Raw genomic sequence first — 20,684 nt, 5'->3', positions numbered from 1 at the left:
CGTGAAATGGCGCAATGCCACCGTGCGAACCACTCACTTCGGTAACGATATCGACGAAAATCGCCTGATCGTCAGCTACACCTTGCCGCTGCTGTAAGCAGCGTCATCGAGCCCCGCTTCCGCCCCTGGCGGAGGCGGGGCTTTTTTGTGCCTGGGATTCGGGGGAGGGCAGGGCGTTGGCCTGCTGGGAGGGCGTTCGCCTGGCGTGCGGTACGGCGCCCCAACCGGTCCACGCAGCCAGGAAAGGCCGTCGTCCGGGGCACGGATTTGGCGAGCAGCGCGCGCTCCTGCGGGGAGGGAAGTGAGCCGATCTATATAGATTTTAAAGTTATAAATAAACTGTCATTTATTCTTTTTAATTTTCAAAAGCCTTGCGCATAGTGAGCTCCACGGAACGCCACCCCACGACAGAGGAGCCACACCATGACCATCCGACTCGGCGACATCGCCCCCGACTTCGAACAGGATTCCAGCGAAGGCCGCATCCGCTTCCATGAGTGGCTCGGCGGCAACTGGGGCATCCTGTTCTCCCACCCGGCGGACTTCACCCCGGTGTGCACCACCGAGCTGGGCCTGACCGCCAAGCTCAAGGACGAATTCGCCGCCCGCGGCGTCAAGGCCATCGCCCTGTCGGTGGACCCGGTGGACTCCCACATCCGCTGGATCGATGACATCAACGAGACCCAGAACACCGTGGTCAACTTCCCGATCATCGCCGACGCCGACCGCAAGGTGTCCGACCTCTACGACCTGATCCACCCCAACGCCAACGACACCCTCACCGTGCGTTCGCTGTTCATCATCGACCCGAACAAGAAGGTGCGGCTGATCATCACCTACCCGGCCAGCACCGGCCGCAACTTCAACGAGATCCTGCGGGTGATCGACTCCCTGCAACTGACCGACAACCACAAGGTCGCCACCCCGGCCAACTGGCAGGACGGTGACGACGTGGTGATCGTCCCCTCGCTCAAGGACGAGGACGAGATCAGGCAGCGCTTCCCCCGTGGCTACAAGGCTGTACGCCCCTACCTGCGCCTGACCCCGCAGCCCAACCGCTGAGCCTGGAGGAGGTCGCCCCTATCCGGCAGCCTCCGCCCGAGCTGATGCTCCACCGCCCTGCGCCACGCGCGCTGGAGCGTCTGACACCTATCACCGGCTCCCTGTGGAGCCATCGAACCGGCCTTACTCTCCCGCCAACGAGGTGAGCAGGCGCACACAAGCACGAGCGAAGTACGAGGAGAGCGCCATGCGCACCATCACTTTGCGTCGGAGCCTGGCTGCGCTGTTCACCGCGGCCCTGGCATTCGGCGCCATCACCCAGGCCCAGGCCGAGACCCTGCGGATCGGCTACCAGAAGTACGGCACCCTGGTGCTGCTCAAGGCCAAGGGCTCCCTGGAGAAGCGCCTGGCTGCCCAGGGCATCGACGTCAAATGGACCGAGTTCCCCGGCGGCCCGCAGCTGCTGGAAGGCCTCAACGTCGGCTCCATCGACTTCGGCGTTACCGGCGAGACCCCGCCGGTGTTCGCCCAGGCCGCCGGCGCCGACCTGCTCTACGTCGCCTACGAACCGCCGGCGCCCACCAGCGAGGCGATCCTGGTGCCGAAGGATTCGGCGATCCAGTCGGTCAAGGAACTGGCCGGCAAGAAGGTGGCTCTGAACAAGGGCTCCAACGTGCACTACCTGCTGGTCCGCGCCCTCGAAGAGGCGGGCCTGAAGTACAGCGACATCCAGCCCGTGTACCTGCCCCCGGCCGATGCCCGCGCCGCCTTCGAGCGTGGCAGGGTCGACGCCTGGGTGATCTGGGACCCCTTCCAGGCCGCCGCCGAGCAGCAACTGCAGGCACGCACCCTGCGCAACGGCAGCCAGCTTGTGGATAACCACCAGTTCTACCTGGCCACCCGTGACTACGCGACCCAGCACCCGCAGGTGATCAGCGCCCTGGTGGAAGAGGTCCGCGCCGTGGGCGAAGACTCCAAGGCCGACCCGGACAAGGTGACCGAGCAGGTCGCACCGCTGCTCGGCCTGCCCAGGGACATCACCGCCATCGCGGTGAAGCGCCAGGGCTACGGCGCCCAGTTCCTCACCCCGGAGGTGGTCGCCGCGCAGCAGAAGATCGCCGACACCTTCACCGACCTGAAGCTGATCCCGAAAAAACTCAGCATCAAGGACGTGATCTGGACGCCGCCCGCCAAGGTCGCCCAGCAACCCTGACCCACGCCTGGCCCCGCGCCCGGACGGCGCGGGGAAGGCCCGGCTACCGCACACGAACCATCATCGCGCGGCTACGCCACGCCGGCGCCCTCACCCTGGAGTTATTGCGATGAGCCTCAACCTCTTCTGGTTCCTGCCGACCCACGGCGACGGCCACTACCTCGGCACATCCGAGGGCGCCCGTGCCGTCGACCACGGCTACCTGCAGCAGATCGCCCAGGCCGCCGACCGCCTCGGTTTCGGCGGCGTGCTGATCCCCACCGGCCGTTCCTGCGAGGACTCCTGGCTGGTCGCCGCCTCGCTGATCCCGGTGACCCAGCGCCTGAAATTCCTCGTCGCCCTGCGCCCGGGGATCATTTCGCCCACCGTTGCCGCACGCCAGGCCGCCACCCTCGACCGCCTCTCCGGCGGCCGGGCCCTGTTCAACCTGGTGACCGGGGGCGACCCGGACGAGCTGGCCGGCGACGGCCTGCACCTGAACCATGAGGCGCGCTACGAGGCTTCCGTCGAATTCACCCGCATCTGGCGCCGCGTGCTGGAGGGCGAGACCGTCGACTACGACGGCAAGCACATCCAGGTGAAGGGCGCCAAGCTGTTCTACCCGCCGCTGCAGCAACCGCGCCCGCCGCTGTACTTCGGCGGTTCCTCCGAGGCCGCCCAGGACCTGGCCGCCGAACAGGTGGAGCTGTACCTGACCTGGGGCGAGCCACCGGCCGCCGTGAAGGAGAAGATCGAGCAGGTGCGCGCGAAGGCCGCCAAGCTCGGCCGCAGCGTGCGCTTCGGCATCCGCCTGCACGTGATCGTGCGCGAAACCAATGAAGAAGCCTGGGCCGCAGCCGACCGCCTGATCGCCCACCTCGACGACGCCACCATCGCCAAGGCCCAGGCGGCCTTCGCCCGCTTCGACTCGGTCGGCCAGCAGCGCATGGCCGCCCTGCACAACGGCAAGCGCGACCAGTTGGAAGTCAGCCCCAACCTCTGGGCCGGCGTCGGCCTGGTGCGCGGCGGTGCCGGTACCGCACTGGTGGGCGATGGTCCCACCGTGGCCGCGCGGGTCAGGGAATACGCGGACCTCGGCATCGACACCTTCATCTTCTCCGGCTACCCGCACCTGGAAGAGTCCTACCGCGTGGCGGAACTGCTGTTCCCCCACCTGGACGTGGCGCGCCCGCAGGCGAGCGATGGCCTGGCCTTCGTCAGCCCCTTCGGCGAGATGGTGGCCAACGAGGCGCTGCCCGAGCGTCGCCTCAAGGTCTCGCAGAGCTGAGGACGCCCCGATGAACCTGCAATCAATCCTCCAGCGCCTGGCGCCCTGGGCACTGCCCTTCGTGCTGCTGGCCACCTGGCAGATCGCCGTCGAGACCGGCCTGCTCTCCACCCGCATCCTCCCGGCGCCCAGCGCCGTGGTCACCGCTGGCTGGCAACTGGTGGCCAGCGGCGAGATCTGGACCCACCTGGCCATCAGCGGCTGGCGCGCCAGCATCGGCTTCGCCATCGGTGGCGGCCTCGGCCTGCTGCTGGGCTTCATCACCGGCCTGTCGAAATGGGGCGAGCGCCTGCTCGACAGCTCGGTGCAGATGATCCGCAACGTGCCGCACCTGGCGCTGATCCCGCTGGTGATCCTGTGGTTCGGCATCGACGAGTCGGCGAAGATCTTCCTCGTCGCCCTCGGCACCCTGTTCCCCATCTACCTCAACACCTACCACGGCATCCGCAACGTCGACCCGGCGCTGGTGGAGATGGCGCGCAGCTACGGCCTTTCCGGTTTCGGCCTGTTCCGCCAGGTGATCCTGCCCGGCGCGCTGCCCTCGATCCTGGTGGGGGTGCGCTTCGCCCTCGGCTTCATGTGGCTGACGCTGATCGTCGCCGAGACCATCTCGGCCAGTTCCGGCATCGGCTACCTGGCGATGAACGCCCGGGAGTTCCTGCAGACCGATGTGGTGGTGCTGGCGATCCTGCTCTATGCCGTCCTCGGCAAGCTGGCCGACCTCGCCGCCCGTGGCCTGGAGCGCGCCTGGCTGCGCTGGCACCCGGTCTACCAGCCCAAGGGAGGTGCGGCATGAATGCGTTGTCCACGCCGCAGCACCTCAAGCGCGGCATTCCCCTGGTGGTGCAGGGCATCGGCAAATCCTTCGGTGAGCGGGAGGTGCTCAAGGGCATCGACCTGCGCATCCCCGCCGGCCAGTTCGTCGCCGTGGTCGGCCGCAGCGGCTGCGGCAAGAGCACCCTGCTGCGCCTGCTGGCCGGACTCGACCAGCCCAGCCGGGGCGAGCTGCTGGCCGGCTCGGCCCCTCTGGCCGAGGCCCGCGAGGATACCCGGCTGATGTTCCAGGACGCGCGCCTGCTGCCCTGGAAACGGGTGATCGACAACGTCGGCCTGGGCCTTTCCAGCGACTGGCGGCCCAAGGCCCTGGACGCCCTGGAAGCGGTGGGCCTGGCCGACCGCGCCCGGGAATGGCCGGCAGCGCTGTCCGGCGGCCAGAAGCAGCGCGTGGCCTTGGCCCGTGCGCTGATCCACCAGCCGCGCCTGCTGCTGCTGGACGAACCGCTGGGCGCGCTGGACGCGCTGACCCGCATCGAGATGCAGCAACTGGTCGAGCGGCTCTGGCAGCAGCACGGCTTCACCGTGCTGCTGGTGACCCACGACGTGAACGAGGCGGTGGCCATCGCCGACCGGGTGATCCTGATCGAGGACGGTGCCATCGGCCTCGACCTCACGGTCGACCTGCCCCGGCCGCGCACCCGTGGCTCGGCCCTGCTGGCGGCGCTGGAGGCCCAGGTCCTCGAGCGCGTGCTGTCGCAGCCGGCCCCGCCGCCGGAACCCGAACCTGTTTCACCCCTGCCCACGCAGTTGCGCTGGGCGCTCTGATCTTCATCCCACGACCCCGAACCAAGGAAAAACGCCATGACCATCAAAGCCATCAACGTGCGCAACCAGTTCAAGGGCACCATCAAGGAAATCATCGAAGGCCCGGTGCTGTCGGAGATCGACGTGCAGACCGCCGCCGGCATCGTCACCTCGGTGATCACCACCCGCTCCGTGCGCGAGCTGGAGCTGGGCATCGGCTCCGAGGTGATCGCCTTCGTGAAGTCCACCGAGGTGTCCATCGCCAAGCTGTGAGGCAGCGGGGCGTGATCGTGGGGGGAGGCGGAGATCGCTGCGCGGTCCTTCGCGGATGAATCCGCTCCCACGTGAACGTGCCTTGTACCGACATGAAGAGCCCCCGCGTTTGCGGGGGCTCGTTCGTTGGGGACCGCTGCGCGGTCCTTGGGCGAATGAATTCGCCCCTACAAACCGATCCGCGTGGGAACGCATTCGTGACGACGCACGGTGCGCCCCCGGGGTGTAGGGGGCTGCCCGACGAAACCGCTCCCACAGGAAAGTGTCTTGTGCCGGAATGAAAAAGCCCCGCATTCGCGGGGCTTCGTGCTTCCAGACAGGGCTCAGCGCTTCTGCGGTGCCGGCTGCTGCTGGGTGATGCAGTGGATGTTGCCGCCGCCGAGGAGGATCTCGCGGCCGGGCACCATCACCACCTCGTGCTGCGGGAACAGGCGCTTGAGGATCGCCTCGGCTTCGGCGTCCTTCGGGTCGTCGAACTTCGGTGCGACGATGCCGCCGTTGACGATCAGGAAGTTGACGTAGGAACCCGCCAGGCGGATCGATGGGTCGCGTTCCTGGGTGCCTTCCACCAGGTCGACGCCGGCGCATTCTTCCTCGGTGGCGTGGATCGGGCCGGGGATCGGCATCTTGTGCACCACCAACTGGCGGCCCTTGGCGTCGCGGGCCTGCTCCAGCACCTTCATCGCGGCCTGGCAGCGCGGGTAGTTGGGGTTGGCCGGGTCGTCGGTCCAGGCCAGCAGCACTTCGCCCGGGCGCACGTAGCAGCAGAAGTTATCCACATGGCCGTCGGTCTCGTCGTTGTAGAGGCCATCCGGCAGCCAGATGATGGTGTCCACAGCCAGGTGGTCGCGCAGCACCGCTTCGATCTCCTCGCGGTTCAGGTGCGGGTTGCGGTTGCGGTTGAGCAGGCATTCCTCGGTGGTGATCAGGGTGCCTTCGCCATCCACATGGATGGAGCCGCCTTCGAGCACGAAGCCTTCGGTGCGGTAGCGGGCGCAGCCTTCGATCTCGAGGATCTTGCGGGCCACCTGGTCGTCACGCTGCCAGGGGAAATAGAGGCCGCCGTCGAAGCCGCCCCAGGCGTTGAACGCCCAGTCCACGCCGCGCACTTCGCCCTGGTCGTCGATGACGAAGGTGGGGCCGGTGTCACGCACCCAGGCGTCGTCGGTGGTGATCTCCACCAGGCGGATGTTGGCGTCGTCCAGGCGCGCGCGGGCGTTCTCGTACTGGGCGGCGGAGGCGCACACGGTCACCGGCTCGAAGCGGGCGATGGCCTTGGCCACGGCGGTGAAGGCGGCCTGGGCAGGCTTGCCGCCGAGGCGCCAGTTGTCCGGGCGCTCGGGCCAGACCATCCAGGTGCGGGTGTGGGGCGCCCACTCGGCGGGCATGTGGAAGCCATCGGCGCGGGGCGTGCGGATCGGGGTGCTCATGGGGCGGTCCTTGGTGGAGGGCGCAGGCCGTTGATGAGGCCGGCCTGCGGCGCCGGGTCGGTCATTCGGAGAGGGTTTCGCCGTCGAGGGTCGCGATCGGCCAGTACAGGTTAGGACGGCGGTCGCGGAACACGCCCCAGGCGGTGCGTACCTTCTCCAGTTCGTCGAGGTCGAAGCGGTGGACAAGGATACCTTCTTCGACCTCGTCGAGTTCAGCCACCTTCCGGCCGAACTGATCGGCGATGAAGGAGGAGCCGTAGAAGGTGATGGCGTAGCCGTCCTGCTCCTCGCGGCCGATGCGGTTGGAGGCGATCAGCGGCATGACGTTGGCGCCGGCATGGCCCTGTTGCACGCGCTGCCAGTGGTCGCGGGAGGTGATGGTGGCGTCGTGGGGTTCGCTGCCGATGGCGGTGGGGTAGAACAGCAGTTCGGCGCCCATCAGCGCCATGCTGCGGGCGCACTCGGGGAACCACTGGTCCCAGCAGATGCCGACGCCGATGCGGGCGTAGGCGGTGTCCCAGACCTTGAAGCCGGTGTCACCGGGGTTGAAGTAGTACTTCTCGTGGTAACCGGGGCCGTCCGGGATGTGGCTCTTGCGGTAGACGCCGAGGTTGCTGCCGTCGGCGTCGAGGATGGCGATGCTGTTGAAGCGGGCACGACCGGCGCGTTCGAAGAAGCTGATGGGCAGCACCACCTTGAGCTCGGCAGCGAGCCGGCTGAAGTGGGCGATGGCGGCGTTCTCCTCCACCGGGGTGGCCAACTGGGTGTAGTCGGCGTTGGGCTTCTGGCAGAAGTAGGGCGTCTCGAACAGTTCCTGGATCAGGATGATCTGCGCGCCCTGGGCGGCAGCCTGGCGCACCAGCTTCTCGGCGTTGGCGATATTCGCGGCACGATCCCAGGAGCAGGCCATCTGGGTGGCGGCGACGGTAACGATGCGGGACATGGAACACCTCGTCGAACGGTTGCGGGCCGGTGCCGGATATTCATCGGCATTCCGGGGGATTCCGTGCGATCGGTCGCGGTCCAGTCGCGCGGATGGCATCGTTATATTCGATAAAAATCCGTTTTTAAAGGGATTTTTAGCGCTCATTCAGCACGACTAGGCTTTTAGCTCGATAACTATCGGCTTTTCAGGCGTCCTGGATGACGTCGCGCTTGGGCAGGCAGTGCGGCAGGTAGAGCCCCAGGTAGGCGTCGAACACGCGCATGCCTTCCTCGGCCAAGCGCGGGGTGATGTGGCCATGCTGCTGCACGGAGCGCGCATAGACGCGGTCGCCCAGCTCCATGGCCAGGGAGAAGACGTTCAGGTCCTCGGGCAGGGCGGGCAGCGGGAAGTGGCGTTCGAACACGGCGTGCATCAGGTGGCCCAGCTCGATGTCCAGTTGGCGGTCGGCCTGGGTCACTTCGGTGAGCCCGTGCTGGGCGAGGATCAGTTGGCGGGCGGCGGCGTCGGCGTCGTAGATCGCCAGCATGCGCTCCTCGACGATCCGCGACAGGTCGCGCCAGTTGCGCAGCGCGGCGTGGTCCACCGGTTGCTGCAGGCTGGCGCGGAAGGCGGCGTGGACGTCGGCGGTCAGCGCTTCGAGGATCGCCGGGACGCTGGAGAAGAAGTGGTAGACGGAGGAGGGCGGCATCTCCGCCCGCTCGGCGACGCTGTAGATCGACAGGTTGGCCACGCCCTGTTCGGCGAGCAGGCCCCGGGCGGCGTCGAGGATGGCGGCGATGCGCAACTGGCTGCTGGCACGGGGCTTGCGGGCGGTGGCAGGGCGGGACATCGGCGGCTCCTCGGCGGTGAGGCGCTATTGGACGCCAGCCGCCGGGGCCGGGGCAAGGGGGGCTCAGTCCGTTGGGACGGGCTCGACCTTGAGCAGCACGCCGTCCTGACCGACCACCCGGACCTGGCTGCCGGCCGGCAAGTCCGGGCCGACCACCAGCCACACCGAGTCGCCGGCGCGGATCTTGCCGCGCCCACCTTCGATGGCCTGGGACAGGGTGAACTGTCGGCCCAGAAGCTCCTGGCCGCGATGGTTGAGGCCGGGCTGATCGGAGGTGCGGATCGCCACCCGCTGGCGCCGCCACCAGTAGGCAGCGGTGGCCACGGCAAGCAGCCCGAAGGCCACGAATTGCGCCTGCCAGGGCAGGTCCGGCACGAAGAACACCAGGGCACCCACCCCGGCGGCGGCCAGGCCGATCCACAGCAGGTAGCCGCCGGCGCCGAAGACTTCGAGGATCAGCAGCAGGGTGCCGAGGGCCAGCCAGTCCCAGAAGGCGAGGTTCTGCAGGTACGCCAGCATGTTCAGCCCTTCTTGTCGCCGAAGGTGGCCTTGACGATCTCGCCGATGCCGCCGACCGAGCCGATCACCTGGCTGGCTTCCAGCGGCATGAGGATCACCTTGCTGTTGTTGGCGCTGGCCAGGCTGCCGAGGGCTTCGACGTACTTCTGGGCGACGAAGTAGTTCACCGCCTGGACGTTGCCGGTGGCGATGGCATCGGACACCACGCGGGTGGCCTCGGCTTCGGCGGCGGCGGCCCGTTCGCGGGCTTCGGCTTCGAGGAAGGCGGCGGCGCGCTGGCCTTCGGCGCGGAGGATCTCGGCCTGCTTCTGGCCTTCGGCGGTGAGGATGGCGGCGGAGCGGGAGCCTTCGGCCTCGAGGATCTGCGCGCGCTTCAGGCGCTCGGCCTTCATCTGGCTGGCCATGGCTTCCACCAGGTCGTTGGGCGGGCTGATGTCCTTGATCTCGATGCGGGTGACCTTCACGCCCCAGGGCGCGGTGGCCTCATCCACGGTGTGCAGCAGGCGTTCGTTGATGGCGTCGCGCTGGCTGAGCATGGCGTCCAGTTCCATGGAGCCGAGCACAGTGCGGATGTTGGTCATCACCAGGTTGCGGATGGCGTGTTCGAGGTTGTTCACCTCGTAGGCGGCCTGGGCGGTGTTGACCACCTGGAAGAAGCACACGGCGTCGATCTGCACCATGGCGTTGTCAGCGCTGATGGCCTCCTGCGGGGGGATGTCCAGCACGCTTTCCATGACGTTGAGCTTGCGCCCGATGCGGTCCACCACCGGGACGATGATGTTCAGGCCGGGCTTTAGGGTGGTGGTGTAGCGGCCGAAGCGCTCGACGGTCCACTCGAAGCCCTGGGGCACGATCTTGAACCCCATGAAGACGATGGCCACCGCGAGGGCGACGAAGAGGATGACGACGGTACTGATGCCCATGCTGTTCTCCTTGGCTGTGTGTCGGGCGGGGCATTGCGCCCCGTGGTCCAGGTCGGGTGGCCCGGCACGTTGCACAGCTCAGTGTGGCCTGCAAATGCCCGGGGCGCTGCCGAGTCCTGCGTTTATTTCTGCTCGCTCTGGGGGGTGACGCGCAGCACTTCCTCTACCGTGGTCTGGCCGGCGGCGATCTTCTGCGCGCCGGACAGGCGCAGGCTGCGCATGCCGTCCTTGAAGGCCTGGCGGCGCAGGGCGACGAGGTCGGTGTCGGCGGTGATCAGGCTCTTCACGCCGTCGCTCAGCAGCATGATCTCGTAGACCCCGGCGCGGCCGCGGTAGCCGGTGTCGCGGCATTCCAGGCAGCCCACGGCGCGGTGCGCGCCGGTGGGCAGCGGGGCGCTCCAGGGGCGGGTGAGGTTCTGCCAGTCCTCTTCCTCAAGCTCCATGGGCGCCTTGCAGTGCGGGCACAGGGTACGCACCAGGCGCTGGGCCATGACCCCGAGCAGGGTGGCGCGCAGGAGGTAGTAGGGCACGCCCAGTTCCAGCAGGCGGGTGATGGCGCTGGGGGCGTCGTTGGTGTGCAGGGTGGAGAGCACCAGGTGGCCGGTGAGGGCGGCCTGGATGGCCATCTCGGCGGTCTCCAGGTCACGGATCTCGCCGACCATGATGATGTCCGGGTCCTGGCGCATCAGCGCGCGCACGCCGCTGGCGAAGCTGAGGTCGATGTTGTGTTGCACCTGCATCTGGTTGAAGGCGCCTTCGATCATCTCGATGGGGTCTTCGATGGTGCAGACGTTCACCTCGCTGGTGGCCAGCTGCTTGAGGGTGGTGTAGAGCGTGGTGGTCTTGCCCGAGCCGGTGGGGCCGGTGACCAGGATGATGCCGTTGGGCTGGTGGGTCATGCTCTGCCAGCGCTTGAGGTCGTCCTGGGAGAAGCCCAGTTGGTCGAAGCTCTTGAGCAGCACTTCGGGGTCGAAGATCCGCATCACCATCTTCTCGCCGAAGGCGGTGGGCAGGGTCGACAGGCGCAGCTCCACCTCGCCGCCGTCCGGGGTCTTGGTCTTGACCCGGCCGTCCTGGGGTTTGCGCTTCTCGGCCACGTTCATCCGCCCGAGGCTCTTCAGGCGGCTGACGATGGCCATCGTGACCTGGGGCGGGAACTGGTAGACGTTGTGCAGCACGCCGTCGATGCGGAAGCGCACCGTGCCCTGCTCGCGGCGTGGTTCGATGTGGATGTCGCTGGCGCGCTGCTGGTAGGCGTACTGGAACAGCCAGTCGACGATGTTGACGATGTGGGCGTCGTTGGCGTCCGGCTCCTGGTCGCTGGCGCCGAGCTTGAGCAACTGTTCGAAGTTGCCCACGCCGCTGATCTTCTGGTCCACGGCGGTGGCGCCGCTGACCGACTTGGCCAGGCGGTAGAACTCGGTGGTGAAGCGCTGCAGGTCGGCGGGGTTGGCCACCACGCGCCTGATGGGGCGCTTGAGCACGTGGGTGAGGTTGCTCTCCCAGCTGTGCACGAAGGGCTGGGCGCTGGCGATGGTGACGCTCTCGCTGTCCACCGCCACGGCGAGGATCTTGTGGCGCTGGGCGAAGGCGTAGGACATCAGCGGGGTGACGGCGGCGACGTCGATCTTCAGCGGGTCGATGCGCAGGTACGGCTGGCCGCAATAGTCGGCCATCCACTGGGTGAGGGTCTCCAGCTCCAGCTTGCGGCCGGGGCGCTTGAGGTCGTCCACCTGCTGGCTGGCGAGGAACTCCAGCGGGTGCTGCTGGTTGTTCACCGCGCTGCGGCGGATGGCCATGCATTGCTCGGCGGTGTCCTGGGCGATCCGGCCCTGATTCACCAGCTCCCGGAGCAGGTCATTGAGATCCAGCCAGCGATCCTGGGCGGCCGATGCGAAAGCCGACATGCGTTCTCCTTGGTCGTACAGTCCCGACGGGAAAGCGTAGTCAATGCGCCTTCCCTGCAGGGTGCCAAGGATGCCCGAAACCACCCTCCCAGGGCCAAGCTGTTTGCGTGACCCGGTCGGCAGCCTGACCGATCAGCCCGTGACCTGCAGCTCCACACCGAGGATGCCGACCTGGCCACGCAGGCGCCGGGCGATGACCTCGGCGCGGTGCAGCGGCAGGTCGGTGAGGACCACCTCGATGCGCAGGTCGTCGTCCAGGTGGCGGGCCTCCACCCGCAGCGGCAGCACCTGCAATTGGGCGAAATGGCCGAGCAGGCGCAGCAGCAGGTCCGCTTCGGCAGCGGCGTGCACGGCGAAGCGCAGTGGGCGGGTGGCCTCGTCGGGCTTCCAGGGGTCGACGCGCGTCCCTTCGGCGGACGGGGTGACGGGCAGCGGCTGGCAGGCGGCGGATTCGCGTTCGAACATAGCGGGGGCTCCGGTTGGGATGGGCACAGTTTCCCAGCCGAAGCGGCAAAATATCTGCCTATCTCGCGGGCTTATCCGGTTTTTTGCACATAGAATTTCCTCGTATCGCCTGATGAGGGGAAAAACATGCCTTTGGAACTGGACGCCTACGACCGCCGCATCCTCGACCTGTTGCAGGAAGACGCCGGGCTTTCCACCGCCGAGATCGCCGAGCGCGTGGGGTTGTCCCAGTCGCCGTGCTGGCGACGCATCCAGCGGCTCAAGGAGGAGGGGGTGATCCGCCGCCAGGTCACCCTGCTGGACCGGCGCAAGATCGGCCTCAACGCGCAGATCTTCGCCCAGGTGAAGCTCAACGCCCACGGCCGCTCCAACCTCACCGAGTTCGCCGAGGCCATGCGCGGCTTCCCGGAGGTGCTGGAGTGCCATGTGCTGATGGGGGCGGTGGATTTCATGCTGCGCATCGTCACCCGGGACATCGAGGCCTATGAGCGCTTCTTCTTCGAGAAGCTGTCCATGGTGCCGGGCATCCAGGAGGTGAACTCCATCGTCGCCCTGTCGGAGATCAAGTCCACCACCTGCTTGCCGGTGGAGGGGTAGGGGGGAGGCACGGCTTGTGGAAGGTACCCGTTGGAGCGAATTCATTCGCGATGGCAGCCGGCAGGCTGCTGCTCGTTGTTGGATCGCACCTGGGGCCGCTGCGCGGCCCTTTCGCGAATGAATTCGCTCCTACCGGGCAGGTCCGCGTTGCTCGGCGGGACTGCTGCGCAGTCCTTGGGCGAATGAATTCGCCCCTACGGGAGCTACCCATGTGCCGGCGTGCGTAGGGTGGACCACGCTTCATCGGTCCACCATGTGGGCTCACGGCGAACGCCATTGGTGGATGGAAAAAGCGCCATCCACCCGACGCCCCGACTGGCGACACGCCGCTCCTATCGGGAGGCCCACGGTGCACGGGGCGGGCTATTCCCGGGCTGAAGCCCGGGCTACTGGTGTGGCGAGCGGGCCAGCAGTTCTGCCAGGCCCTCGGGATACAGCGGCAGTTCGGGGCCGAACTCGTCCAGGCTGCGCCAGGTGGCGGTGAAGGTTGCGCCGTCGCTTTCCACCACGGACAGGTGAGTGGCGCTGTAGAGCGTCGGATCGACGAACTCGCCGTCGTAGATCATCACCAGTTCGTGCCCCGGCTTGCCGTTGTAGATGAAGAGGTTTTCCAGCGTGCCGAGCAGGCGCAATGCCTTGACCTCGGCGCCGAGTTCTTCGTGGATTTCCCGGGCCACGGCCTGCGCCGAGGTTTCTCCGAATTCGATGCCGCCGCCCAGTGGCCGGCAGAAGGTCTGCTGCTTCAGCGGGTCGTGGGCTTGGTTGACGAGAATGCGGTTGCCCTGGCGGAGCAGGCAGAGGGCGACGGCGCATATTTGTTTCGACATGACGGGTGCGTTCCTTGTACCGGGGTGGGCCTTGAGGCCCGAGGGGAGGCCACAAGCGAGAAGGGCCGGCAGAGGCCGGCCCTTCTCGTTGTGCGGCGGATCAGGCGTTGAGGCCGGTGGCCTCGTCAGCGCCGATGTGCACGTTCATGCACTGCACGGCGGCGCCGGCGGCGCCCTTGCCGAGGTTGTCCAGGCGGGCGACCAGGTTCAGGCGGTCGGCGGAGCCGAAGACGAAGAGGTCGACGCGGTTGGTGTCGTTGCAGCCCTGGACGTCGAAGAAGCCGCCGTCGAGGTTGCCTTCGTCACCGGCCGGCATCACCCGCACGAACTGCTCGCCGGCGTAGTGCTGGCGGTAGATCTCGGCGATCTCGGCGGCGCTGGCCTTGCGCGCCAGGCGCTCGGTGCAGAGCGGCACGGTCACGGCCAGGCCCTTGAGGAAGGGGCCGACGATGGGGTTGAACACCGGTGCCTGGGCCAGGCGGGCCTGGACGCGCATTTCCGGCAGGTGCTTGTGCTCCAGGCCCAGGGCGTAGGGGCGCGGGCTCATCAGCCTGGCGTCATTGCCGGCTTCGTACTCGGCGATCATGCCCTTGCCGCCGCCGCTGTAGCCGGTGAGGGAGAAGGCGGAGAGCGGGTAGTCGGCGGGCAGCAGGCCGGCGTCGATCAGTGGGCGCACGGCGAGGATGAAGGCGCTGGCGTGGCAGCCGGGCACGGCGATGCGCTTGCTGGTGCGGATCTTCTCGCGCTGGCCGGCGGCCAGTTCCGGCAGGCCGTAGGCCCAGCTTTCGTCGGTGCGGAAGGCAGTGCTGGCGTCGATGATGCAGGTGTTCGGGTTGGTCACCAGGGACACCGCCTCGCGGGAGGCGACGTCGGGCAGGCAGAGGAAGGCGACGTCGGCGGCGTTGAGGAAGCGCGCGCGCTCGGCCGGGTCCTTGCGCTTGTCATCGGCGATGCGCAGCAGCTCCACGTCGGAACGGCCGGACAGGTAGTCGAGCAACCGGAGGCCGGTGGTGCCTTCCTGACCATCTACGAACACTTTGAAAACCATGGCGGACTCACTCGGTAAAGACGAAGGAACCCCAGCCGGGGCTGATGGGGCGTGCATTGTAACCAGGCCCGCAGGTCACGGCGATGGGCGTTCCTCGGCGGCCTTGCGGGCGGCGCCCGGGGGCGTCAGGCCCATGGAGACGTAGACACTGGTGAGGGCGTCGACGCCCATGTCGGCGGGGCGCACCCAGTCCACCGGGACGTAGAGCAGCCCGCCGCCCACCGGGATCGGCGCGGTGGGCACGAGGATGGCGCAGTAGGCGCGGCCTTCCAGCTCGATGGGCTCGGAGCTGGGCTGCAGCGCCAGCACGGCGGCGCCGTCGCCGCCGAAGAAGCACCACACCGGCTGCATGGTGGTGATGTCGGCGTTCTTGTCCTTGTCGAGCATGCCGACGAAGCGGTCGGCGACGTTGTAGACGTTGCCGATCAGCGGGGTGCGGCGCAGGGTCTGGTCGAACAGCCAGGCCAGCGGCCGGCGCAGGCCCAACTGCACGGCGAGGCCCAGGGGGTAGAGGCTGCCCAGCAGCACCAGGGTGCCGACGAACCAGGCCAGGACCGGGTTGCTGGCGAACGGCTGGCCGAGGGCGGCGAGCAGTTGGCCGATGAGGGTGGAGGGGCCCACCAGGCGGTTCAGCAGGCTGACGATCCAGGCCAGCAGCGCCAGGGTCAGGACCAGCGGCAGCAATGCCAGCAGGCCGGTGAGCCAGGTGGTGATCAGGGAGCGGAGGCTGTGCTTGAACATGCAGGGGCTCCAGGCCCGCCACCCGGGGTGGCGGGCCGGCGGGTCACTTCAGCAGGTGTTTCCAGCCCTTCAGGGTCAGCAGGTGCTGGGCCTGGGCGCTGCGGGCTTCACGGCTGGCGTCGTCCAGGGGCTGGGCAGCCAGCTCGGCGAGCTTGCTCAGTTCGCCGAAGCAGCGGTCCACCTCGGGCACTTCCACCAGCACGCCCCGGGCCAGGCGCAGCCAGACCAGCAGGCGCTCGATGCGAGGCAGCTGCTCGGCCAGGTCTTCCGGCTGGCGGCGGTAGCGGTCCAGTTGCAGGGCGACGGCTTCCTCGGCCAAGAGGCGCGGCAGCCAGCGGCCGATGGCCGCCTGGCCCTGGCGCTCGCCGCGGGCGTTGCGGCCCTGGGTCCAACTGCGGCCCAGCAGCCAGCGCGAGGCTTTCAGGGAGAACAGGCCCCAGCGGGTACCGGCCAGTTCCTCGGCGAAGCGCGCCGGGGCGGTCTGGCGCACGCTTTCGTCGTCCTGGCCGGCGTTGACCACCGGGCGCCAGTCGCCGATCAGTGCATCCAGGGCCTGGCGCAGCTCGTGGCTGGTGGGGCGCGGTGCGGCCTGGCTGAGGCTGCCCAGCAGGGCGCGCAGGTCGACCAGTTGCTGCAGCCAGTCGGCCAGCAGCTTCCAGTGACCGTTGAAGCGGTACTGCTCGGCCAGGCGCTGGCTGTTGCCCAGCAGGGGCCAGCCGAGGGCGGGGATGGTGTCGTCCAGCGGCTGTTCGAAGGTGAGTTCGGGGGCGGGCAGGCTGACGTTGTAGCTCTGGGCGTCATACAGGCGGTAGCCACGCTCGGCCTTGCTGATGTCGCAGGGCATCAGCGGCAGGTCGGCGGCCAGGGCCTCGGCCAGCTCCAGCAGGGCTTCGGGCTCGCCCTGGCGCAGTTCCAGCTCCAGCTCGCAGATTTCTTCCGCCTGGTCGCCGGCGATGACCTTGCCCAGGTCCAGGGCGGCTTCGATCACCACCTTGGCCTTGCCACGGCCCCAGGCCACTTCGGCGCGCTGGCGAACGAAGTCGGTGGTGAACAGCGGGGCCAGGGTCTTCTTGTCCAGCTCGGCGAGGCTGGCGGGCCAGCACTCGTCGCTGAGCTTTTTGGTGTCCAGCTTGGCCTTGGGCAGGTACCAGTCCCACTCGTTGCGCTCGGACAGCCCGGCCACGCTCTGGCCACGGGTCTTCAGGGTCTGGATGAACTGGTCGCCGTCGCGGCGCATGCGCAGCGCCACGCGGGCCTGGGCCAGGTCGCGGGCGGGGGTGTCGTAGTACTGGTTGAACAGTTCGCGGGTCTCCCAGCCACCCTTGATGCGCTTCTTCAGCAGCGGGTGGTCGCGGAGGGCGTCGAGTGTCTCGCGGCTGGCGCGGAGCTTGATTTCGGTTTCTTTCTGCATGGCCGGATTTTCTGGTGCAGCGCGGGATGGCTGTCGAGGGCGTGAAGTCTACAGGAGCGCGGCGTGCCCTGCCGGGAGGTTTCGCCAGCGCTGGCGTCTCCCTCGCGGCTGCTCACGGTCTGCTGCGTGTCAGGCCCGTGGTGTTGAAATCTGTCTGAAAACGCGGATTCAAACGCCACAATCTGCGTCTCTTCGCCGTTTTTTCGCTGTTTTCGCCGTGCACGCCTCTGGCTCGCAAGAGGGTGAGCAGGCTCCTATGATGGGCGTTCGTCGGTGGAGAACCCCCATGCGCCTTCCAGACCTGAAGACCCAGTTCGCCGCGCTGATCGCGGCGCCCTCGGTCAGTTGCACTCAGCCCCATTGGGACCAGTCCAACCTGCCGGTCATCGAGCTGCTGGCCGCCTGGCTGGGCGAGCTGGGCTTCGCCTGCGAGGTCCAGACCGTAGCGCCGGGCAAGGCCAACCTGCTGGCCACCCTGGGCAGCGGCCCTGGCGGCCTGGTGCTGGCCGGGCACAGCGACACCGTGCCCTTCGATGCGGCCCTGTGGAAAACCGACCCGCTCGCCCTGACCGAGGTGGGCGACCGCTGGTACGGCCTGGGCAGTTGCGACATGAAGGGTTTCTTCCCGCTGGTGATCGAAGCGGTGCGCGAGCTGGACGGGCAGGTGCCGTGCCAGCCGCTGATCATCCTCGCCACCTGCGACGAGGAAAGCTCGATGTCCGGTGCCCGCGCGCTGGCGGCGGCCGGTCGGCCCCTGGCGCGGGCGGCGGTGATCGGTGAGCCCACCGGGTTGAAGCCGATCCGCCTGCACAAGGGCGTGATGATGGAGCGCATCGACATCCTCGGGCAGAGCGGCCACTCCTCCGACCCGGCCCTGGGCCGCAACGCCCTGGAGGCCATGCACGAGGGTATCGGCGAGCTGCTGGCGCTGCGCCGCGAATGGCAGGCGCGCTTCCACAACCCGCTGTTCAACGTGGCGGGGCCGACCCTCAACCTGGGCTGCATCCATGGCGGCGACAACCCCAACCGCATCTGTGGCCAGTGCAGCCTGGAGTTCGACCTGCGGCCCCTGCCGGGCATGGAGCCCGACATGCTGCGCGAGGCCATCGGCCAGCGTCTGCGCCCGGTGGCCGAGCGCCACGGTGTGGCCCTCGACTACCGGCCGCTCTACCCGGCGGTGCCGCCGTTCGAGGAGCCGGCCGACAGCGAGCTGGTGCAACTCGCCGAACGTCTGACCGGGCATGCCGCAGAAGCGGTGGCCTTTGGCACCGAAGCACCGTATCTTCAGCACCTCGGCTGCCAGACCCTGGTGCTGGGCCCTGGCGACATCGCCTGCGCGCACCAGCCCGACGAGCACCTCGAACTGTCACGGATCGCACCTACGGTGGCGCTGTTGCGTCAGTTGATCCGCCATTACTGCATCACCCCAACCCAACCAGGGCACCTCTGAAACGTAGGCGAGGCCGTCAGCGCAAGGCAAAAACAGGCGAAAAAGCGCAGTTTACGTACGGTAAATGAGCATTTTGATCGGACTCGCGCACAAGCCGGTTTTTAACGCCGCGATGACAACGCAGGTAGTTTCAGAAGTGCCCGCCAGATGACTCCCCAGGAGGGCTTCCGTTGATGTTGCTGCGACGACGATAAACGCAACGCCACCTGCTCCGTTTCCGGAGTAGCACCGTTCATTTCGCCCCCGTCACAGGCACTCGGAATCCCATGCACGACTACGTTAACTGGCTGCGCCATGCTTCGCCCTACATCAACGCCCACCGGGACTGCACCTTCGTGGTGATGCTGCCCGGCGAGGGGGTTGCCCACCCGAATTTCGGCAACATCGTCCACGACCTGGTGCTGCTGCACAGCCTGGGCGTGCGCCTGGTGCTGGTGCACGGCTCGCGCCCGCAGATCGAGGCACGCCTGGCCGCGCGCGGGCTGACCCCGCACTTCCACCGCGACCTGCGCATCACCGACGGTCCGACCCTGGAGTGCGTGATCGATGCCGTGGGCCAGCTTCGTATTGCCATCGAGGCGCGCCTGTCCATGGACATCGCCGCCTCGCCGATGCAGGGCTCGCGGTTGCGGGTCACCGGCGGCAACTTCGTCACCGCGCGGCCCATCGGCGTCGTCGACGGTATTGACTACCACCATACCGGCGAGGTGCGCCGGGTCGACCGTAAGGGCATCGGCCGCCAGTTGGACGAGCGCTCCATCGTGCTGCTCTCGCCCCTGGGTTATTCCCCCACCGGGGAGATCTTCAACCTCGCCTGCGAGGACGTGGCGACCCGCGCCGCCATCGACCTGGGCGCGGACAAGCTGGTGCTGTTCGGCGCCGAACGCGGGCTGATCGACGAACACGGCCGGCTGGTGCGCGAGCTGCGCCCGCAGCAGGTGCCGCAGCACCTGGCGCGGCTGGGCAACGGTTACCAGGCCGAGTTGCTGGATGCGGCGGCCCAGGCCTGCCGCAGCGGGGTCAAGCGCAGCCACCTGGTGAGCTATGCCGAGGACGGTTCGCTGCTCACCGAGCTGTTCACCCGTGACGGTGGCGGCACCCTGGTTGACCAGGAGCAGTTCGAGTCCCTGCGCGAAGCCACCATCGATGACGTGGGCGGGCTGATCGAGCTGATCACGCCGCTGGAGGAGCAGGGCATTCTGGTGCGCCGTTCGCGGGATGTGCTGGAGCGGGAGATCGGCCAGTTCAGCATCGTCGAGCGCGACGGGCACATCATCGCCTGCGCGGCGCTCTACCCGATCGCCGAGTCCGAGGCGGGGGAGCTGGCGTGCCTGGCGGTGAACCCGGAGTACCGCCATGGCGGTCGCGGGGACGAGCTGCTGGAGCGCATCGAGGAGCGGGCGCGGGCCCTGGGCCTGAAAACCCTGTTCGTCCTCACCACCCGTACCGCCCACTGGTTCCGCGAGCGCGGCTTCCAGTCCAGCGGTGTGGAGCGTCTGCCGGCGGCGCGGGCCTCGCTGTACAACTTCCAGCGCAACTCCAAGATCTTCGAGAAGGCGCTGTAACGACGCGGGCGGCGCACCCAGGGTGCGCCGCCCGGTGGGGCCGGATCAGAAGCGGTCGCGGATCACGGCTTCATCCAAGGCCAGCTTGCCGATGCGCGGTTTGGGCTCCAGGGCCTGTTTGCCGACGGCGACCATCAGGCCGATGACGTGGTTGTCCGGCAGGTTGATCAGCTTGGCCACGGCGTCGAAGTCGAAACCGTCCATGGGGCAGCTGTCCAGGCCACGGCCGCGTGCGGCCAGCATCAGGGTCTGGGCCACCAGACCGCAGCTGCGCATGGTCTCGTCACGCTGTACCTGGGGTTTGTCACGGTAGTAGTTATCGATGGCGCCTGCCATGAACTCCTGCACCGGTTGCGGCGCGTCGGCCCAGACGCGGGCGGCGTCCTGTTCCCAGGCGTCGAGGCGGGCGCAGACCACCACCAGCATCGAGGCCTCGGTCACCTGGGCCTGGTTCCACGCCACGTCGCGGATCTGCTGGCGCAGGACCGGGTCGCTGACTTCCACCAGGCGCACATGCTGCAGGTTGAAGGCGGTGGGGGCGAGCAGGGCCAGCTTCAGCAGCTCGTCCTTCTCTTCGCGGCTCAGGCTGTGCTGGGTGTCGTAACCCTTGACGGCGCGGCGGGTGCGGATGGCTTCGTCGATGTGCATGGTCGGCTCCTGGTTAAGCGCAACGGTGGAAAGGGTGCGCCA

Annotated in this window: 22 protein-coding genes; 10 read left to right on the top strand and 12 right to left on the bottom strand. The window is 67.9% G+C overall.

Annotated elements, in window-relative coordinates; all coding sequences use genetic code 11:
* The 7 genes from A7D27_RS27455 to A7D27_RS22660 form a co-directional block, all read left to right on the top strand.
* A partial coding sequence (locus A7D27_RS27455) for an OprD family porin (RefSeq protein ID WP_139134163.1) occupies positions 1–97 on the top strand: 97 nt, incomplete at its 5' end.
* A gap of 326 nt (positions 98–423) precedes the next feature.
* Positions 424–1,062, top strand: a complete 639-nt coding sequence (locus A7D27_RS22685) for a peroxiredoxin (protein WP_069560041.1) — start codon at positions 424–426, stop codon at positions 1,060–1,062.
* A 187-nt stretch (positions 1,063–1,249) separates the two neighbouring features.
* Positions 1,250–2,215 (top strand): sulfonate ABC transporter substrate-binding protein, encoded by a 966-nt coding sequence (locus A7D27_RS22680; RefSeq protein ID WP_069566166.1) that lies wholly within the window; start codon positions 1,250–1,252, stop codon positions 2,213–2,215.
* A gap of 109 nt (positions 2,216–2,324) precedes the next feature.
* Positions 2,325–3,482, top strand: a complete 1,158-nt coding sequence (gene ssuD / locus A7D27_RS22675) for an FMNH2-dependent alkanesulfonate monooxygenase (RefSeq protein ID WP_069566165.1) — start codon at positions 2,325–2,327, stop codon at positions 3,480–3,482.
* A gap of 10 nt (positions 3,483–3,492) precedes the next feature.
* Positions 3,493–4,278: an aliphatic sulfonate ABC transporter permease SsuC gene (gene ssuC, locus A7D27_RS22670; RefSeq protein WP_069566164.1), complete on the top strand. Its 786-nt coding sequence runs from the start codon at positions 3,493–3,495 to the stop codon at positions 4,276–4,278.
* Complete coding sequence (gene ssuB, locus A7D27_RS22665; RefSeq protein WP_069566163.1) at positions 4,275–5,084, top strand: aliphatic sulfonates ABC transporter ATP-binding protein; 810 nt, start codon at positions 4,275–4,277, stop codon at positions 5,082–5,084. The genes ssuC and ssuB overlap by 4 nt, the downstream gene beginning before the upstream one ends.
* A 36-nt stretch (positions 5,085–5,120) precedes the next feature.
* Positions 5,121–5,336, top strand: coding sequence for a molybdopterin-binding protein (locus tag A7D27_RS22660; RefSeq protein ID WP_003455791.1), 216 nt, complete (start codon positions 5,121–5,123; stop codon positions 5,334–5,336).
* 323 nt (positions 5,337–5,659) lie between these two features.
* Here A7D27_RS22660 and aguA read toward each other — a convergent pair whose 3' ends face one another.
* From aguA to A7D27_RS22625, 7 genes are all read right to left on the bottom strand, one after another.
* On the bottom strand, positions 5,660–6,766 hold the full coding sequence (gene aguA / locus A7D27_RS22655; protein ID WP_069560035.1) for an agmatine deiminase: 1,107 nt from the start codon (positions 6,764–6,766) through the stop codon (positions 5,660–5,662).
* Between the two features lie 61 nt (positions 6,767–6,827).
* On the bottom strand, positions 6,828–7,709 hold the full coding sequence (gene aguB, locus A7D27_RS22650; RefSeq protein ID WP_069566162.1) for an N-carbamoylputrescine amidase: 882 nt from the start codon (positions 7,707–7,709) through the stop codon (positions 6,828–6,830).
* Positions 7,710–7,896: 187 nt separating this feature from the next.
* Positions 7,897–8,541, bottom strand: coding sequence for a TetR/AcrR family transcriptional regulator (locus A7D27_RS22645; RefSeq protein ID WP_069566161.1), 645 nt, complete (start codon positions 8,539–8,541; stop codon positions 7,897–7,899).
* 63 nt (positions 8,542–8,604) lie between these two features.
* On the bottom strand, positions 8,605–9,060 hold the full coding sequence (locus A7D27_RS22640) for an NfeD family protein (RefSeq protein ID WP_069566160.1): 456 nt from the start codon (positions 9,058–9,060) through the stop codon (positions 8,605–8,607).
* A 2-nt stretch (positions 9,061–9,062) separates the two neighbouring features.
* Positions 9,063–9,983: an SPFH domain-containing protein gene (locus A7D27_RS22635; RefSeq protein ID WP_069560031.1), complete on the bottom strand. Its 921-nt coding sequence runs from the start codon at positions 9,981–9,983 to the stop codon at positions 9,063–9,065.
* A gap of 122 nt (positions 9,984–10,105) precedes the next feature.
* On the bottom strand, positions 10,106–11,890 hold the full coding sequence (locus tag A7D27_RS22630; RefSeq protein ID WP_069560030.1) for a GspE/PulE family protein: 1,785 nt from the start codon (positions 11,888–11,890) through the stop codon (positions 10,106–10,108).
* 132 nt (positions 11,891–12,022) lie between these two features.
* A complete protein-coding gene (locus A7D27_RS22625) occupies positions 12,023–12,355 on the bottom strand; it encodes a hypothetical protein (RefSeq protein ID WP_083265742.1) in 333 nt (110 codons plus the stop codon).
* A 126-nt stretch (positions 12,356–12,481) separates the two neighbouring features.
* On the opposite strand from A7D27_RS22625, the gene A7D27_RS22620 reads away from it, so the two are divergent.
* Positions 12,482–12,952: an Lrp/AsnC family transcriptional regulator gene (locus A7D27_RS22620; RefSeq protein ID WP_044405265.1), complete on the top strand. Its 471-nt coding sequence runs from the start codon at positions 12,482–12,484 to the stop codon at positions 12,950–12,952.
* 386 nt (positions 12,953–13,338) lie between these two features.
* Here the strand turns inward: A7D27_RS22620 and A7D27_RS22615 are convergent, their stop codons facing one another.
* From A7D27_RS22615 to A7D27_RS22600, 4 genes are all read right to left on the bottom strand, one after another.
* Positions 13,339–13,779 (bottom strand): NUDIX hydrolase, encoded by a 441-nt coding sequence (locus tag A7D27_RS22615; RefSeq protein WP_069566159.1) that lies wholly within the window; start codon positions 13,777–13,779, stop codon positions 13,339–13,341.
* 100 nt (positions 13,780–13,879) lie between these two features.
* Positions 13,880–14,827 carry an N-acetyl-gamma-glutamyl-phosphate reductase gene (argC, locus tag A7D27_RS22610; protein WP_069560027.1) on the bottom strand — a complete coding sequence of 316 codons (948 nt, stop codon included), beginning with the start codon at positions 14,825–14,827 and terminating at the stop codon, positions 13,880–13,882.
* A gap of 75 nt (positions 14,828–14,902) precedes the next feature.
* Complete coding sequence (locus tag A7D27_RS22605; RefSeq protein ID WP_069560026.1) at positions 14,903–15,568, bottom strand: DUF502 domain-containing protein; 666 nt, start codon at positions 15,566–15,568, stop codon at positions 14,903–14,905.
* A 43-nt stretch (positions 15,569–15,611) separates the two neighbouring features.
* Positions 15,612–16,979: an inorganic triphosphatase gene (locus A7D27_RS22600; protein ID WP_069566158.1), complete on the bottom strand. Its 1,368-nt coding sequence runs from the start codon at positions 16,977–16,979 to the stop codon at positions 15,612–15,614.
* 286 nt (positions 16,980–17,265) lie between these two features.
* Here A7D27_RS22600 and argE point away from each other — a divergent pair, with 286 nt between their 5' ends.
* Both argE and argA read left to right on the top strand, forming a co-directional pair.
* Complete coding sequence (gene argE, locus A7D27_RS22595; RefSeq protein ID WP_069566157.1) at positions 17,266–18,429, top strand: acetylornithine deacetylase; 1,164 nt, start codon at positions 17,266–17,268, stop codon at positions 18,427–18,429.
* Positions 18,430–18,695: 266 nt separating this feature from the next.
* Positions 18,696–19,994: an amino-acid N-acetyltransferase gene (gene argA / locus A7D27_RS22590; RefSeq protein WP_069560023.1), complete on the top strand. Its 1,299-nt coding sequence runs from the start codon at positions 18,696–18,698 to the stop codon at positions 19,992–19,994.
* A gap of 45 nt (positions 19,995–20,039) precedes the next feature.
* Here the strand turns inward: argA and A7D27_RS22585 are convergent, their stop codons facing one another.
* On the bottom strand, positions 20,040–20,642 hold the full coding sequence (locus A7D27_RS22585) for a nitroreductase family protein (RefSeq protein WP_069560022.1): 603 nt from the start codon (positions 20,640–20,642) through the stop codon (positions 20,040–20,042).
* Between the last annotated feature and the right edge of the window lie 42 nt (positions 20,643–20,684).

It is taken from the genome of Pseudomonas sp. 1D4 (assembly GCF_001728925.1).
Lineage (GTDB): Bacteria > Pseudomonadota > Gammaproteobacteria > Pseudomonadales > Pseudomonadaceae > Metapseudomonas > Metapseudomonas otitidis.
This window is presented reverse-complemented; position numbering and strand designations above follow the sequence as displayed.

What these genes read in the sequence shown, in the direction of transcription:
- A7D27_RS22685 (WP_069560041.1), top strand. Translation starts at nt 424, where the DNA reads ATGACCATCCGACTCGGCGACATCGCCCCCGACTTCGAACAGGATTCC.
- A7D27_RS22680 (WP_069566166.1), top strand. Translation starts at nt 1,250, where the DNA reads ATGCGCACCATCACTTTGCGTCGGAGCCTGGCTGCGCTGTTCACCGCG.
- ssuD (WP_069566165.1), top strand. Translation starts at nt 2,325, where the DNA reads ATGAGCCTCAACCTCTTCTGGTTCCTGCCGACCCACGGCGACGGCCAC.
- ssuC (WP_069566164.1), top strand. Translation starts at nt 3,493, where the DNA reads ATGAACCTGCAATCAATCCTCCAGCGCCTGGCGCCCTGGGCACTGCCC.
- ssuB (WP_069566163.1), top strand. Translation starts at nt 4,275, where the DNA reads ATGAATGCGTTGTCCACGCCGCAGCACCTCAAGCGCGGCATTCCCCTG.
- A7D27_RS22660 (WP_003455791.1), top strand. Translation starts at nt 5,121, where the DNA reads ATGACCATCAAAGCCATCAACGTGCGCAACCAGTTCAAGGGCACCATC.
- aguA (WP_069560035.1), bottom strand. Translation starts at nt 6,766, where the DNA reads ATGAGCACCCCGATCCGCACGCCCCGCGCCGATGGCTTCCACATGCCC.
- aguB (WP_069566162.1), bottom strand. Translation starts at nt 7,709, where the DNA reads ATGTCCCGCATCGTTACCGTCGCCGCCACCCAGATGGCCTGCTCCTGG.
- A7D27_RS22645 (WP_069566161.1), bottom strand. Translation starts at nt 8,541, where the DNA reads ATGTCCCGCCCTGCCACCGCCCGCAAGCCCCGTGCCAGCAGCCAGTTG.
- A7D27_RS22640 (WP_069566160.1), bottom strand. Translation starts at nt 9,060, where the DNA reads ATGCTGGCGTACCTGCAGAACCTCGCCTTCTGGGACTGGCTGGCCCTC.
- A7D27_RS22635 (WP_069560031.1), bottom strand. Translation starts at nt 9,983, where the DNA reads ATGGGCATCAGTACCGTCGTCATCCTCTTCGTCGCCCTCGCGGTGGCC.
- A7D27_RS22630 (WP_069560030.1), bottom strand. Translation starts at nt 11,890, where the DNA reads ATGTCGGCTTTCGCATCGGCCGCCCAGGATCGCTGGCTGGATCTCAAT.
- A7D27_RS22625 (WP_083265742.1), bottom strand. Translation starts at nt 12,355, where the DNA reads ATGTTCGAACGCGAATCCGCCGCCTGCCAGCCGCTGCCCGTCACCCCG.
- A7D27_RS22620 (WP_044405265.1), top strand. Translation starts at nt 12,482, where the DNA reads ATGCCTTTGGAACTGGACGCCTACGACCGCCGCATCCTCGACCTGTTG.
- A7D27_RS22615 (WP_069566159.1), bottom strand. Translation starts at nt 13,779, where the DNA reads ATGTCGAAACAAATATGCGCCGTCGCCCTCTGCCTGCTCCGCCAGGGC.
- argC (WP_069560027.1), bottom strand. Translation starts at nt 14,827, where the DNA reads ATGGTTTTCAAAGTGTTCGTAGATGGTCAGGAAGGCACCACCGGCCTC.
- A7D27_RS22605 (WP_069560026.1), bottom strand. Translation starts at nt 15,568, where the DNA reads ATGTTCAAGCACAGCCTCCGCTCCCTGATCACCACCTGGCTCACCGGC.
- A7D27_RS22600 (WP_069566158.1), bottom strand. Translation starts at nt 16,979, where the DNA reads ATGCAGAAAGAAACCGAAATCAAGCTCCGCGCCAGCCGCGAGACACTC.
- argE (WP_069566157.1), top strand. Translation starts at nt 17,266, where the DNA reads ATGCGCCTTCCAGACCTGAAGACCCAGTTCGCCGCGCTGATCGCGGCG.
- argA (WP_069560023.1), top strand. Translation starts at nt 18,696, where the DNA reads ATGCACGACTACGTTAACTGGCTGCGCCATGCTTCGCCCTACATCAAC.
- A7D27_RS22585 (WP_069560022.1), bottom strand. Translation starts at nt 20,642, where the DNA reads ATGCACATCGACGAAGCCATCCGCACCCGCCGCGCCGTCAAGGGTTAC.